Here is a 13,932-nt window from a genome sequence, read left to right on the forward strand (position 1 = left end):
TGCGGGGTCTCCCCTAAACGCTATTTCCCTCAGGAGTCTTCGCCTATTGCTCCAATCAACAGCTAGGTTGTTGCAAAAATCAACAATTTGCTTTAACAGAGCCTAAATAAAAAAACTTACCTTTTTAAAAAGGTAAGTTCACTCAAACTCAATCCGTCTCTCTTCTATTCTTTCCGCGCACACGTACAAATCTATATGCAAGATATGCGAAATACAGCGGAATGGCAATATAAATTAGGTAAGGGTATTGTGCGTAAGTTCCTTTATAAACGATAAATAAAGACGCTCCTAAGAACAATGTAACAATCGTTCCATACTTTGGTAACGGGACATCCTTGAAGCTTGGTATTTTTAATTTACTAACCATCAAAAAACAAAAGGCTGTAAAGATAACCGTTGTCACAATCTGTGGAATTAGATTTCCAAATAGGGTCAACAGTGCAAGGATACCTCCAGCTGCAGTGATCGGAACTCCCGTGAAGTATTTTCCGGAAGATTTACTTGTACTTATATTGAAACGAGCCAGTCTGTATGCCCCAAACAGTGGAAATAATCCTGCAATGGCCATACCTAGGATACCAAATTGATAAAAGTAAGTGTAATACACTAAAAAGGAGGGTGCCACACCAAATGTAACGACGTCTGCCAAGGAATCGAGCTCTTTCCCCAGCTCTCCATCCGCATTTAACATCCTCGCCAGGCGACCGTCCATACTATCAAGCATCATTCCAATAAGGATCAAGATAGCAGCGTTACTATATTCTCCACTTGCGGCAAAGCCGATCGATAAGAAACCGCAAAATAAATTCCCCAGTGTAAACATATTGGGGATGCTTTTTATAAGACGCGTCCGCATTCGCATAAATAATCATCACTCCATAGTTAATAAGTCATAGTCATATGTAAAGGGCAAAACCCCTATAGAAAATAAAAAAACCTAAACAAAGGAACATGCTTAGGCTCACCTTTATTTAATTATACCATTCCAAATGTAGACGAGTAAAAATTATTTTGTGGAAGTGTTCGCTTGCTTCTTCTAGGTGTATCAAATCTGGACTCAACAAAGTATCCAACACGTCTTTCAAACATGCGTTATTATCCAAATTGCTTAGATTAAGGATTCATTAGCATTACTTTTTATTTGAACTCCAATAAAATATATGTTTTAATAAATCGTAACGATTACTATTTTCATTGAAAGGAGAGAAAGATAATGGCGAAGAAATCTAAAGTAGCAAAAGAAAGAAAGCGTCAACAGTTAGTTGAGCAGTATGCTGATATCCGCAGAGAGTTAAAAGCAAAAGGGGATATGGAAGGTCTTCGCAAATTGCCACGGGACTCTTCCCCAACGCGTTTGAAAAATCGTTGTGAGGTAACAGGCAGACCACGAGGCTATATTCGCAAATTCAAGATGTCACGTATTGCATTTCGTGAGTTTGCACACAAGGGGCAGGTTCCTGGCGTGAAGAAGGCAAGTTGGTAAGTTAGCATCTTCCAGCGCTTCTGATGCATATACTATGAGAAACCATTTACAGATGGTGAGGTGTTTTAAATGAAGGAAAGCTTGTATAGATACCTTATAAAATGCAGTGTGGCGGAGCTTCCCCCTGAAAAGCAACTCTTTTACCATTATATTCAAGACGTGGAAAATGCCTATGAAGATCAAGCAGAAACTCCTGATCAATATTTTGATTTGCTTGTGAAACGCCATCCATATGTGCAGGCAGCAGAGCATTTTCAAATACCTGTGGAAATAGCTCGAAATCTTATGCTAGAGATTGAGCAGGCATTAAAGGCAGAAGCAGATAAGAGAATACAACAGGTATTCTGGGTTGATTACACAAAACAAGTTTCTACAATTGAACCTTCCAATAAACAGTACTTTTTTGTTGGAATGTAACAAAAGCTATCTCACAAAGGCGTTGTGAGATAGCTTTTTTCATTTGTTTAAACTAACCAGTTGCATTCCGTTGCAGAAAGTGGCACCCTTAATAGGTCAGGAAATTTTTCGGAAACGTGAAGGTGATGACCATGATCGAAGTAAAAAGCTCTCCAGTCAGTGATGGGGAATTCAATAGAGGTGTATTTGCAACGGAAGATATCAAAGAGGGTACTCTGTTTCATTCCGCACCGGTAATATCCTATCCAAATGAACAGCATGAACATATCGAAAAGACATTATTAGCGGACTACGCGTTTGAATATGGCATTAACCACTCTGCCATCTTGCTCGGCTATGGAATGCTTTTCAACCATTCCTATGAACCAAATGCAAGGTATGAAATCAACTTTGATGAGCATGTCTTTGACTTTTTTGCCTATAAGGACATTAAAGCGGGCGAAGAGATCCTTATTAACTATAACGGTGATGTGGATGAGATGGACCCACTTTGGTTTAATATGGATGAAGCGGAGAAAGAAGAATAGGAAAAAGGTGTCCCGACTATCAGAGGCCACTGAAAAACTGATAACGTAAAGTTTTATTGAATCCTAGCTGGTGATTGGAGCAAAAGGCGAAGACTCCTGAGGGAGATAGCACTAGGTGGAGACCCCGCAGGCGTAGCCGAGGAGGCTCCAGCAGTGCCCCTAGGAAAGCGAAGCCTTTTGCGGAAATCAACAGCGGTGTTTAAAAAATTTCTAAAATCAAAGACTTTTTCAGTGTCCCGACTATCAGGGACACCTTTTTTATATGTGTATCACTTCATTTCAACTCTATTCTACAACCTTCTTCATTGGAACGACGGGCTGCATCATTTATTAAAGTGAGCAAATATGCGTCTTGGTGGCTGATGTCAGGCTTTATACCTGATAAAATTTCCGTGACCCATTGCATCATAGCAGATGGAGCGGGCTCAGGCATTTCAACTTCAGATGGTGTATACCAGCCTTCTTCATGCTTTACACTTTTGATTCGGATGGTATCGTCTTCTATCATTAAGGTTCCCTCTGTTCCATAAATCTCCAATTGAAAGGGACTACCTGAAGAAACAAACCCTGTTTCTAAGATTCCTAGTGCACCTGATTCGTACTCTACAATGGCAACTGCATTATCATCTACCTCATAATCAAACGTTTGTTTAAACCTTGCTGTTACTGCTTTTGCTTGTCCGCCTAGTCGGTTAGTCAAATAAATGGGATGGGCGCCAAGATCGATGAAGGCACCGCCGCCGCAGAGTTCCTTATCGTAAAAATGCTGTGGCAGCCAGCCATTAGGATTCTGCTTTGTCGGAACGGATCCATTATGGGCAACTCGGCACCTAATGGTAGTCAGTTTTCCCAATAATCCTTCATCCACTACCTTTTGAGCGTATAGATAATAGTTTGCTGTTAATCTAGGAAGTGAAATCATCAGTTTGACCCCGTGTTCCTCTATCTTTTTCAAAATAGACCTCGCATCCCCTTCCGTTTCTGCGAGCACTTTCTCGGTAAAAACATGCTTGCCATGTTGTGCGGCTTTTGTAATGATTTCCGTGTGCATGTTTGTTGGAGAAGCAATAATAACTGCATCAATCTCAGGGTTCGTGAATATTTCCTCTATTTCTTCTTCGAAGGCAAGGTTCAGCTCCTCTGCCCATGCTAGTCCTCTTTCTTTTTCCTCATCCCAGACGTGTGTCAGGGTAATGTGTTCGTTCTGGATCGCTTCCTCTGCATATTCTTGTGCATGTACATGCCATTTACTAAGTAGAGCAGTTCTGATCATAAGTAATGCCTCCTTTTTTACGCCTATATGTAAATTCAAAAAAGACAGAGTCGCCCCTGCCTTATATACAATCTCTTATAGCTTTACTTTTATTTGAATATCTTCTCCGATTTTTTCGTTGTTCTCATCCACAGGTGCTTTCATATTAATCTGCACCCACTCCACATCTTCTGCTTTTGTTTCTTCTAATAGAAAGAATATAGCTCCTTGCTTCTTTTCGCCGCCAGCAAATTTTTCATTCAATTCTATAGTATCCTCACTCTTGGTTGTCAGTCTGGAATCAGGTGCAGCAACCTCTTCCCCTGTATTTGTCACGATGCTAGCTTGATAAGCTTCAAAATTAAGAGAATCGGACGTTTTATTTTCTACTTCCAAATCGAATTGAATATATTCAATTTCTTCTTGCCCCATGTAATCTTTGAATCCTCCAGCAAGCTTGCCACTCATGACAGATACTTTGTCCACATTAATGTTGAAAGAGTCTGTTTCGATTGGTTTTAGACGGTTGTTTCTCGCGTGGTACGTAAAGCTCCCACCTTCTGTTTCAGCAGTTTCACCAACTGGAATTAAACTCTCTTCATCTTCTCTTTCCTCAGTTTCTTCTGCAAACCCTTCTTCATTTGCTTTCTTATCATCTGATGTGCATGCCGCAAGCACCACAACTAGTAGCCCTATTAAAAATAAGGATAGAACTTTCTTCATAGTATATTTCCCCCTTGTGTGACTGAATCTCTTTTTTGTGTATATGGATGATTATACTGCATGTTTTCGCAGAATTGCTAGTATTCCGACAATATTCTTCACAAATTACCCTTCCATTTTCAGGAACACATATAAAAGAGGACCTATCATAGCGATAAGCCCTCTCCTAACTATCAACCTTCCAACAATAAGTCTTCCGGATCTTCTAGCAATTGTTTAACACGTACTAAGAACTGTACAGCATCTTTTCCATCGACGATACGGTGATCGTAAGAAAGAGCGATATACATCATCGGTCTTACTTCCACTGTATCGTTGTCATCCACAACGACAGGACGGCGTTGGATGGTGTGCATTCCAAGAATACCAACCTGTGGTGTGTTTAGGATAGGAGTGGAATAAAGAGAACCGAATATTCCACCGTTAGTAATGGTGAACGTACCACCTTGAAGATCTTTTAATCCTAAGGAATTGTCACGAGCCTTTTTACCAAGGTCACCGATTTCTTTTTCAATACCGGCGAAGCTTAGTTTGTCAGCGTCGCGTACAACAGGTACTACTAGTCCTTCTTCTGTTGATACAGCTACACCAATGTCATAAAATTTCTTTAACAGAATTTCGTCGCCTTGGATTTCCGCATTTAACAATGGGAAAGATTTAAGCGCGCCGATAACCGCTTTTGTAAAGAAAGACATGAAGCCGAGTTTGACACCATTCTTTTTAAAGAAAGCATCTTTACGACGGTTACGAACGTCCATTACTGCCGTCATATCAACCTCATTGAATGTCGTTAGCATCGCTGCTGTGTGCTGTGCTTCTACTAGACGCTTAGCGATTGTTTGACGTCTTCTGCTCATTTTGATGCGCTCTACACGTGCGTCGTCCTGAACCGGCGTTGCTGCAGCAGGTTTAGATGGTGCAGCTGCTGGCTTGGATGGAGCTTCGGCCTTTGGTGCGTTTTTAGCTTGGTTGTGTGCTTCCACATCTTCTACACGAACGCGTCCCATTGGATCTCGGAAGGAAACTTCGTCAAGATCGATGCCAAGTTCTCTTGCTTTTTTGCGTGCTGCAGGTGAAGCAACTGTTCTGGACTTCCCAGTTCTCTTTTCCTCTGCGGCAGGTGTTGCTTCCTTAGCAGGCTCAGCTTTAGGAGCCTCTTCTGTTTTCGGTGCTTCTGCTTTCGGTGCTGCTTCAGTAGCAGCGCTTGTGCCTTCTTCTCCAAGCTTCGCAATGACTTGTCCTACAACAACATTGTCACCTGGTTCTGCTAAAAGCTCTTGGATTACCCCGCTGAAGTCACTTTTGATTTCTACGTTTACCTTATCTGTTTCAAGCTCTGCAATTGTTTCTCCCTTTTCAATTGCGTCACCTGTTTTAACTGTCCATTCTGCTATTGTACCTTCTGTAATTGATTCTGCTAGTTCTGGCACTTTAATTTCGATCATTTGTTTTCCCCTCCAAGCCCTTTGTGTACGTTCACTGTATCTTCAACAATCCATGCTTGTTCTTGTTTATGAATGTGTGGCTCACCTGTTGCCGGACTGGATCGCTTTGGACGTCCAATGTAATCCACAGAGATGCCGACATTTGCTATTTCATGAAGGTTTGCTTTCACAACCGGCCATGCACCCATGTTCTTCGGCTCTTCCTGAACCCATACAATCTCTTCTAGGTTAGGAAATTGTGCGGCAAGCTCTTCTACTTCCTTATGAGGGAATGGGTATAATTGCTCCACGCGTGCGATATGAAGGGCTTCCACTTCTTCACTGCCCATTTCATCCACTTTAGAAGCGAGGTCAATCGCCACTTTTCCTGTACATAATGCAAGTCGCTTCACTTTATCTTTGTTTTGACCTGTACGCTTTTCTTCCACCAACAGCTTGAAGCTGCCTTCTGTCAGTTCAGACACATCTGAGATTGTCATTGCGTTACGCAATAAGCTCTTCGGTGTCATGACGATAAGTGGTCTTGCATCTTCTTTCGTCGTCAGCTTAGCCTGTCTTCTTAGTAGGTGGAAGTACTGTGCAGCACTTGTCACATTCGCCACAATCCAGTTGTTCTCTGCAGCAGAGTTCAAGAAACGCTCCACGCGTCCGCTGGAATGCTCCGGTCCTTGTCCTTCATAACCGTGAGGCAGAAGCATGACAAGACTAGATTTCTGACCCCACTTCGCTCTTCCGGATGCGATGAATTGGTCAATGATTACTTGAGCTACGTTTACGAAATCACCAAACTGTGCTTCCCAAATGACAAGGGACTCAGGGGATTGTACACTATATCCGTAATCAAAACCTAGAACTGCCGTCTCAGATAACGGACTGTTGTATAGGGATAGAGAAGCTTTTGCTTCCGGTAGTTCATGCAACGGAATGAAGCGCTCTCCCGTTTTATTATCGTGCAACACAAGGTGACGGTGTGAGAACGTTCCGCGCTCACTATCTTGTCCTGTTAAACGGATTGGCGTGCCGTCCGCAAGAATGGATGCAAAAGCAAGTGTCTCACCTAAGGACCAGTCCACTTTGTTTTCGTTTGCAAGTAGACTTTCACGCTTTTTCAAAATACGACCAAGCTTTGGATATACAGTAAACGTTTCCGGGAACTTCACCAGGTTGCTGTTGATGGATTTCAACAAGTCTTCCGGCACTGCCGTTTCCAGCTCAGGAACTTGATCACTGATTGGCTTTGGAACCTGCTTAATTTTCACATTGCCTTCGTCCTCTTTGCGGAGTTCATCGAAAATTCCTTGCAGCTTCTGCATAAATTCTGTCTTCTTCGCTGTGACTTCTTCCTCAGAAAGGATGCCTCTGTTAACAAGCTCTTTACCGTACATCTCAGCAATTACCGGATGGTTATTGATTTTTTCATATAAAAGTGGTTGCGTCACATTGGCGTCATCCATTTCGTTGTGCCCGAAACGACGGTAACCAATAAGATCAATCACGATATCTTTTTTGAATTTCTTACGGTATTCATAAGCAAACACCATAACTGCCAGACAGCTTTCTGGATCGTCCGCATTCACATGGATGACCGGGATCTCATACCCTTTTGCAAGATCACTTGCATATTTCGTGGATCGGGAATCCCCGTAGTTTGTAGTGAATCCTAACAGATTGTTTGCAATGATATGGATTGTTCCACCTGTTGCATATCCCTTAAGCTTTGTCAGGTTTAACGTTTCAGCAACGACACCTTCACCAGGGAACGCTGCATCTCCGTGTACTAGAACACTGAAGGAAGACTGCTTGTTCTGTTTTGGATAACCTTTTTCCGAACGGTCTTCCTGGGAAGCACGTGCCACCCCTTGAACAACAGGATTGACAAATTCTAAGTGACTAGGGTTGTGAGCAAGATTGATGCGCACCACTTGTTCCTTTTCACCTGTCACTTGACGGTCCGCACCCATATGGTACTTTACATCGCCCGACCAACCAAAGTTGATTCCTCGGGAACCTTCAGAAGGAACCAGCTCCTTATTTGGTGAGTGGTGGAATTCAGAGAAAATCAACTCGTAAGGCTTACCAAGAACATGCGCAAGTACATTCAAACGCCCACGGTGCGCCATACCGATGCTGATATTTTTCGTTCCATCTTCACAGCCGGACTGAATTAATTTGTCAAACATCGGTACAAGCATATCCAACCCTTCGATCGAGAAACGCTTCTGGCCAACGAAAGTTTTATGTAAAAACTTTTCGAAGCCATCAACCGATATCAACCTTTCAAGAAGTTCAACTCGCTGTTCTTTAGTGAACGGACGCTCAATTCTCGTATTCTCAATATATGAGTTCAGCCATGTTTGCTCTTCCTCATCATGAATATGGCCGAATTCGTAAGCAATCGTCCCTGTATAAATGCGCTTTAGGTGCTCGTATGCCTCCCAAGCATTAGAAATTGCCTCTGGTGCAGCTTCCCATACAAGATCAACTGGAATTTGCACAAGGTCCTGTTTGCTTAATCCGTATGTCTCTACGTCAAGGAAACCAACATCATCTTGCGGCTCCTTGTGCAGGGGATTAATGTTGGCAGCAAGGTGCCCAAGCTCACGTATATTACGCAGAAGCTTGTTGGCAGAGATTACTTTTTTGATTGCCATTTGAGGTACAGCTTGAGGGCTGATTGCCCCGATTGCTGCTTTTTCGTTAGAAATGGAAATGGAATCCATTCCAGGCGGTTGGCCCAGTTCTTCAAAAAGCGCACGAATAGATCCGTCTACTGATTCCGGATCTTGTTGGTACTTTTCATACATGTCATACACATAACCCATATTTGGTCCATAAAAGCGCTCCCAAATTTGTTCAACTTCGACCTTACTCATTATTATATGCCTCCATCTTAGGCTGTGACGTTTTAAAATGCCTCTGAAATAGTTACTATATAAAGGTTCAGGTACTAAATTAGATCATCTATAAATCTTATACCCTTGCCTATTACTTTCACACTTAAATTATACAGAAAAAACTTTCTATTTACCATAAAAACGTTTTCATATTTTGGACAAATTTTCTTTTATACTGGAAATAAAGGTTTTTTCAGAATATTATAAATAAATAAAGATATCTTTGGGGTTCGGGTGAATATGAAATTATTATCGTGGATGAGCGTGGGTTCCAAGTCCCTTTAACGCTTTAAGGGGTGTTGGTAGTGGTATCCATACGCAAAAGGCCTGCCCAAAATTTAGGCAGGCCTCTATTCTCAACTTACTTTTTTAACTTCCTTATCTCTACCTTTTTCAAGCTTCCACTCTTTGTTTAGCTCCTTTAACAACCCATAGCACATAACTAAAACGATAAATGTTAAAGGCAGGGCACTAACAATGATTGCAGTCTGTAAACCAGCCAGTCCTCCTGAGGCCATCAGCACTAGCGTTGAAGCGACTAGGATAATTCCCCATACGACTTTAATTTTATTTGGAGGGTTCAGTTTCCCGCCAGTTGTCTGCATTCCCAAGACAAAGGTGGCGGAATCAGCAGATGTGACGAAGAATGTGGTGATTAACGCTACCGTTAATACGGATAACAGCGCTCCAAAAGGCAGCTGTTCAAAAACATAGAATAATGCCGTTTCTAGACTTTGATCCGAGACATTCAGACCTTGAACAAATTCTAAATGTATCCCGGTTCCTCCAAAAACAGTAAACCAAAGGGCACAAACCAGACTCGGTACAAGAAGAACGGCTATTGTAAACTCCCTGATGGTTCTTCCCCTAGAAACACGTGCAATGAACATACCGACAAATGGTGTCCAAGATATCCACCAAGCCCAGTAAAATACGGTCCAGCCTTGTGTCCATGCAGCTTCAGTGGCATCAAAAGGTGATAATCGCAAGCCCATCAATGCTACATTTTGAACATAGCTTCCTAAGGTAGTAGTGAACATATTTAATAAGAAAAGAGTTGGTCCAAGAATCAGCATGGCCAAAAACAGCACAACCGCAAGTGACATATTAATATTGCTCAAGTACTTGATTCCCTTTGAAATACCTGTAGTTGCTGAAACGATGAAAAGTACAGTGATAACAGCCATGATGATGAACTGTACCATAAAGTTATTCGGAATGCCGACTAAATACTCCAGCCCGGCATTTATCTGTTGCGAACCTAGTCCAAGTGATGCCGCTACGCCGAACAATGTAGCAAATACGGCAACAACATCAATTGTTTTCCCAATAGGTCCTTTCACCTTTTCACCAAGTACAGGGCGAAGTGTTGCACTCATCAATCCAGGTGCATTATTTTTGAATTTTTGATAGGCAAGCGCCATCGCAACGATTGCGTAAATGGCCCAAGCATGAAGCCCCCAATGCAACCATGTATATCTCATCCCTAAGATTGCAGACTGTTCCGTGCTTCCTTCACCAAGTGGCGGTGCCGCAAAGTGAGAAATTGGCTCTGATACGCCATAGAAGAGCAACCCAATTCCCATCCCGGCGGAAAAAAGCATCGCAAACCATGTCGGGCGATTGTATTCAGGCTTATCATCTTTTTTTCCGAGTTTTATTTTTCCATATTTACTGAAGATCATGAATGCGGCAAATAAGAGGAAGAACGTGGCAACTAATTGATAAAACCACCCAAACGTTTCCAAAACAAAAGCTTGCGCAATTCCCATCGCATTTCCAAGCTGTTCTGGAATTAAAACACCTATTAATACAAACAATACGGCTATCCCCACCGAAATTTTAAAAACTGACCTGTCCATAAGCATCAACATCCCTTTTTTTATAATCTTTAAACTATTCCCTACAATGCCTATTAATTAAACCACAATACTGATAGATTGGAAAAAGGGAGGAGGAATGATATTCCAGTATATTCGGCAGTATATACCTTCGAGGCCCACTCACCTTTCAAAAGGGGAGGATTGCTACCGAATGGTAAACGATGCTTCTATTTTCGAGCTTTACTGTGGAAAGGGGCATCCTCCCGGGTTTGTATTTACACTCGTTTTTCCAAATCTTTCGCCGTTTTGCTCGTTTCCACATCTTTCTCATTTTTGAGTGTGCCAAACAGTACATCCACAAAAGGCGTAGACACCCCGTACCAAAAATTCTCATTTTTATAGTGATGAAGAATATGAGTCTTTTTCACCCATTTGCCAAATTTCGTTCGGGGTTTGATGGGACGGTGTGCAACATAGTGCTTCCACTCATAAAGAAAGAGCATCATCATCAACCCACTTGCAAATGCAACCGTCAATCCCCAGCTGCCAGCAATTAAATAGAAGATAACAGCAAGTACCGACAGATTGGGTAAGCTATACCAAAGTGGTAAAAATAATAAATGCAAATCATTCGGGTGAGTATGGTGGTCATAATGGAGACGTTTTAACATTTTAAGTAAAAATGGATGTTTCGGCGGCTTCAAGTGAAACACAAACCGGTGTGTAAGATACTCGCTGAACATGAAGGTCAGCATTCCAAACGCAAAAACCGCTAACGCTCCCCAAGTCAACCCACTCCAAACCTGCCACCCCATACTCGCAACAATCAGTAGCATTAAAATGGTGATATCCGGAAACAAAAAGAATTCTCTGTAGTACCCCTTCATCTCTCTTCCCCCTAGTTTTATATTATTTTACAGCGGTTTGTTCCTCCCACATCTTGATGCTTTCCTCCATCATGTTATGAACAAGCTGTTCCGCCTTGTTCCCGTCTTTTTCTAAAGCAGCTTTCATCAGCTTCATGTAATAGTTTTTTGAGGCTTCCCTATTGGAGGCATCATGGAAGTAGTAGGTTGCAAGATTAAGATAAAGATGCCCGAAGCTATTAAGGATCAGAAGATAAATAGGATTCGGCGCAGCAGCTGCAAGCCCTCTTTGAAGACGCCAGTCGTACTCAGCAAAAGAAACCGGATTATCCTCCACCCTTTCGCTTTCTTTTAATAAAGATATGACCTCCATAGGTTTATGTAAGACCGCTCCTTTTACATAGGAAGGAGAAAGATTTTTTCTCAGCTCGAGGAGATGGATGATAAATTCGTTCGGAATACTGTCCTCTTCATTCAAAATGTGGGCGATTGTCATGAGGTTTCCCTCTTTCCAATAATCATTCACGGTAGCACGTTGGTTATGGCGGATCGTGAGCCATCCATCGCGTTCAAGCCGTTGCAGTACTTCACGAATGACTGGTCGCCCCACTTCAAATGTCGTTGCGAGTTCACGTTCCGATGGTATCTGTTTGCCTGATGGGAATTCTTCCTTTAGGATTTTTTGAATAAATAGCTTTTCGACTTTATCGCTTATTCGCATATGGATGAGAGCCCCTCCTTTTATAAAAATAAAACTGGTAATACCAAATTTATGTTTGGTATTACCAGTTTATCTCCAACTTTTATTAATTTCAATAATTTTCTGTTAATTAAGCGTACCACTTGTGCCACATTTTCTTGTTGTTGCCTCTTACAAAAGTATCAATTCGGCCCATTCCCCAAGACACGGCTGCTGGATGGGATCGCACACCACCACGAGGTGCACCAAGATTGCCCCACTCACTCCAACGTTGGCCATTCCAATACTTCTGCCACATGCGGTTATCATCGCCTTTTACAAAAACATCAATCCGATTTGGTGACCATGATGCTGCAGCTGGTGCTCCTTCAAATCCACCTCTTGGGGTACCGAGATTCTCCCACTGACTCCAGCTTCTACCGTCCCACCATTTGTGCCACATACGCTCATTCAATCCTCTGACAAAGCAATCGATGCGGTTTGGCCCCCATGACACTGCCCCTGGGGATCCCGTCAAGCCGCCTCGCGGAGAGCCGAGATTTTCCCACTGACTCCAGCTAGATCCGTCCCACCACTTGTGCCACATGTTATTGTCCATTCCTTGTACAAAGCAGTCTAAACGGTTGACAGACCAAGAAGATACAGATGGTGTTCCTTTAAAGCCGCCACGAGGTGCGCCAAGATCCTCCCACTGACTCCAACGCTGTCCATCCCACCATTTGTGCCACATTCCTTCATTGGCACCGCGGGCAAACGCATCAATCCGGTTCTGTCCCCAAGATACAGCTGCCGGAGAACTTCTCAAGCCGCCTCGTGGTGCGCCAAGGTCATTCCATCGACTCCAGCGCCTTCCGTTCCAGAACTTTTGCCATAAACGATTGTCTTCTCCACGCACAAATGTGTCAAGACGATTGGCAGACCATGATGAAACAGCAGGTGCCCCTTTCATCCCAAGTAAAGGCGAGCCAAGATCCTCCCACTCTCGCCAGCTGGCCCGCATCTCATTTTCGTCATCTCTATAGTACGGATAAGGACGTGGGCGAGGGTAGTAATATGGATAATAATATGGCGCCGGATAATATGGATAATAATAAGGATAAGGATAATATGGCCTTGGACGAGGATAGAAAAAAATCAGCCGCTCATCAGTTGGCGTTTGCCGATATGCATAAGGATTTTGACCAAAATTCTGATGTGAAAACATTTAAAAACCTCCCCTAACTAGACTTCTGCCTAATAACTTATGCAGAAAGAGTGTGGGGAGGTGCATGGTCTATTTGATTAATGAGAGTAAGGTTTATAGGATTTGCTCAGCAATTAATCGGTCTAATTTGCGAATGTCCACTTTCTTGTTAATATTCAGCTTGAAGGTACCTGCCTTTGTCCAAAGCTCAAGCTCCGCGTTGGTATCAAACGTACCTCCGTTTTCCGAAGAGTACATCACAATAGATTTAAAAGGAATGGTGTACATCTCAACTTTTTTGCCAGTAAGACCTTGACGATCCGCAATAATAATTCGTTTATTGGTGACAACAGCTACATCACGGATAGTTTTGTAAGCAATTTCTGCCCTTTCCCCTTCTATTAAAATATCCTCAATGTCTCGAGTTACAGCTGTTTCTGACATGAAGGTCCATGTCATAAGTGTGTTCACTGCCATGCTTTCATCCTCCTTTATTTCAACTATATTAATAGTATTATATAAACGATGGGTGAATCCTCCATGGAAGAGGGTGTTTTATCGGAAAATGGGAGGTGGTTTTTTAGCGGAAAACACCAACCAATGGTCTTATCCATTGTAA

At 42.5% G+C, this 13,932-nt stretch carries 13 protein-coding genes; 3 read left to right on the top strand and 10 right to left on the bottom strand.

Annotated elements, in window-relative coordinates; translation table 11 throughout:
- Window positions 1–148: 148 nt before the first annotated feature.
- The gene (gene pssA, locus HC179_RS16870) at window positions 149–862 is read right to left on the bottom strand and encodes a CDP-diacylglycerol--serine O-phosphatidyltransferase (RefSeq protein ID WP_205825370.1); all 714 of its coding nucleotides are present in this window, start codon (window positions 860–862) and stop codon (window positions 149–151) included.
- A 351-nt stretch (window positions 863–1,213) separates the two neighbouring features.
- Between pssA and rpsN the strand changes: the two genes are divergently transcribed.
- The 3 genes from rpsN to HC179_RS16885 all read left to right on the top strand — a co-directional run bounded on the left by rpsN (window position 1,214) and on the right by HC179_RS16885 (window position 2,427).
- Window positions 1,214–1,483: a 30S ribosomal protein S14 gene (rpsN, locus tag HC179_RS16875; RefSeq protein WP_168865373.1), complete on the top strand. Its 270-nt coding sequence runs from the start codon at window positions 1,214–1,216 to the stop codon at window positions 1,481–1,483.
- A 69-nt stretch (window positions 1,484–1,552) separates the two neighbouring features.
- Window positions 1,553–1,900, top strand: coding sequence for a hypothetical protein (locus HC179_RS16880; RefSeq protein ID WP_168865374.1), 348 nt, complete (start codon window positions 1,553–1,555; stop codon window positions 1,898–1,900).
- Window positions 1,901–2,031: 131 nt separating this feature from the next.
- On the top strand, window positions 2,032–2,427 hold the full coding sequence (locus HC179_RS16885) for an SET domain-containing protein (protein WP_168865375.1): 396 nt from the start codon (window positions 2,032–2,034) through the stop codon (window positions 2,425–2,427).
- 274 nt (window positions 2,428–2,701) lie between these two features.
- Here the strand turns inward: HC179_RS16885 and HC179_RS16890 are convergent, their stop codons facing one another.
- From HC179_RS16890 to HC179_RS16930, 9 genes are all read right to left on the bottom strand, one after another.
- On the bottom strand, window positions 2,702–3,700 hold the full coding sequence (locus HC179_RS16890) for a Gfo/Idh/MocA family protein (RefSeq protein WP_168865376.1): 999 nt from the start codon (window positions 3,698–3,700) through the stop codon (window positions 2,702–2,704).
- A gap of 75 nt (window positions 3,701–3,775) precedes the next feature.
- Window positions 3,776–4,402: a hypothetical protein gene (locus HC179_RS16895; RefSeq protein WP_168865377.1), complete on the bottom strand. Its 627-nt coding sequence runs from the start codon at window positions 4,400–4,402 to the stop codon at window positions 3,776–3,778.
- Between the two features lie 173 nt (window positions 4,403–4,575).
- On the bottom strand, window positions 4,576–5,847 hold the full coding sequence (gene odhB, locus HC179_RS16900; RefSeq protein ID WP_168865378.1) for a 2-oxoglutarate dehydrogenase complex dihydrolipoyllysine-residue succinyltransferase: 1,272 nt from the start codon (window positions 5,845–5,847) through the stop codon (window positions 4,576–4,578).
- Window positions 5,844–8,720, bottom strand: coding sequence for a 2-oxoglutarate dehydrogenase E1 component (locus tag HC179_RS16905; RefSeq protein ID WP_168865379.1), 2,877 nt, complete (start codon window positions 8,718–8,720; stop codon window positions 5,844–5,846). Before HC179_RS16905 ends, odhB begins: the two co-directional genes overlap by 4 nt.
- Before the next feature lie 377 nt (window positions 8,721–9,097).
- Window positions 9,098–10,603 carry a glycine betaine uptake BCCT transporter gene (locus tag HC179_RS16910; RefSeq protein ID WP_240948563.1) on the bottom strand — a complete coding sequence of 502 codons (1,506 nt, stop codon included), beginning with the start codon at window positions 10,601–10,603 and terminating at the stop codon, window positions 9,098–9,100.
- 236 nt (window positions 10,604–10,839) lie between these two features.
- Window positions 10,840–11,451: a sterol desaturase family protein gene (locus HC179_RS16915; protein ID WP_168865381.1), complete on the bottom strand. Its 612-nt coding sequence runs from the start codon at window positions 11,449–11,451 to the stop codon at window positions 10,840–10,842.
- 22 nt (window positions 11,452–11,473) lie between these two features.
- On the bottom strand, window positions 11,474–12,151 hold the full coding sequence (locus tag HC179_RS16920; RefSeq protein WP_168865382.1) for a GntR family transcriptional regulator: 678 nt from the start codon (window positions 12,149–12,151) through the stop codon (window positions 11,474–11,476).
- Between the two features lie 109 nt (window positions 12,152–12,260).
- The gene (locus tag HC179_RS20935; protein ID WP_205825371.1) at window positions 12,261–13,334 is read right to left on the bottom strand and encodes a PLL family lectin; all 1,074 of its coding nucleotides are present in this window, start codon (window positions 13,332–13,334) and stop codon (window positions 12,261–12,263) included.
- Window positions 13,335–13,427: 93 nt separating this feature from the next.
- Window positions 13,428–13,790 carry a PH domain-containing protein gene (locus tag HC179_RS16930; protein ID WP_168865383.1) on the bottom strand — a complete coding sequence of 121 codons (363 nt, stop codon included), beginning with the start codon at window positions 13,788–13,790 and terminating at the stop codon, window positions 13,428–13,430.
- Window positions 13,791–13,932 lie beyond the last annotated feature (142 nt).

Source organism: Bacillus sp. RO1, assembly GCF_012524115.1.
GTDB lineage: Bacteria > Bacillota > Bacilli > Bacillales > Bacillaceae_I > Sutcliffiella_A.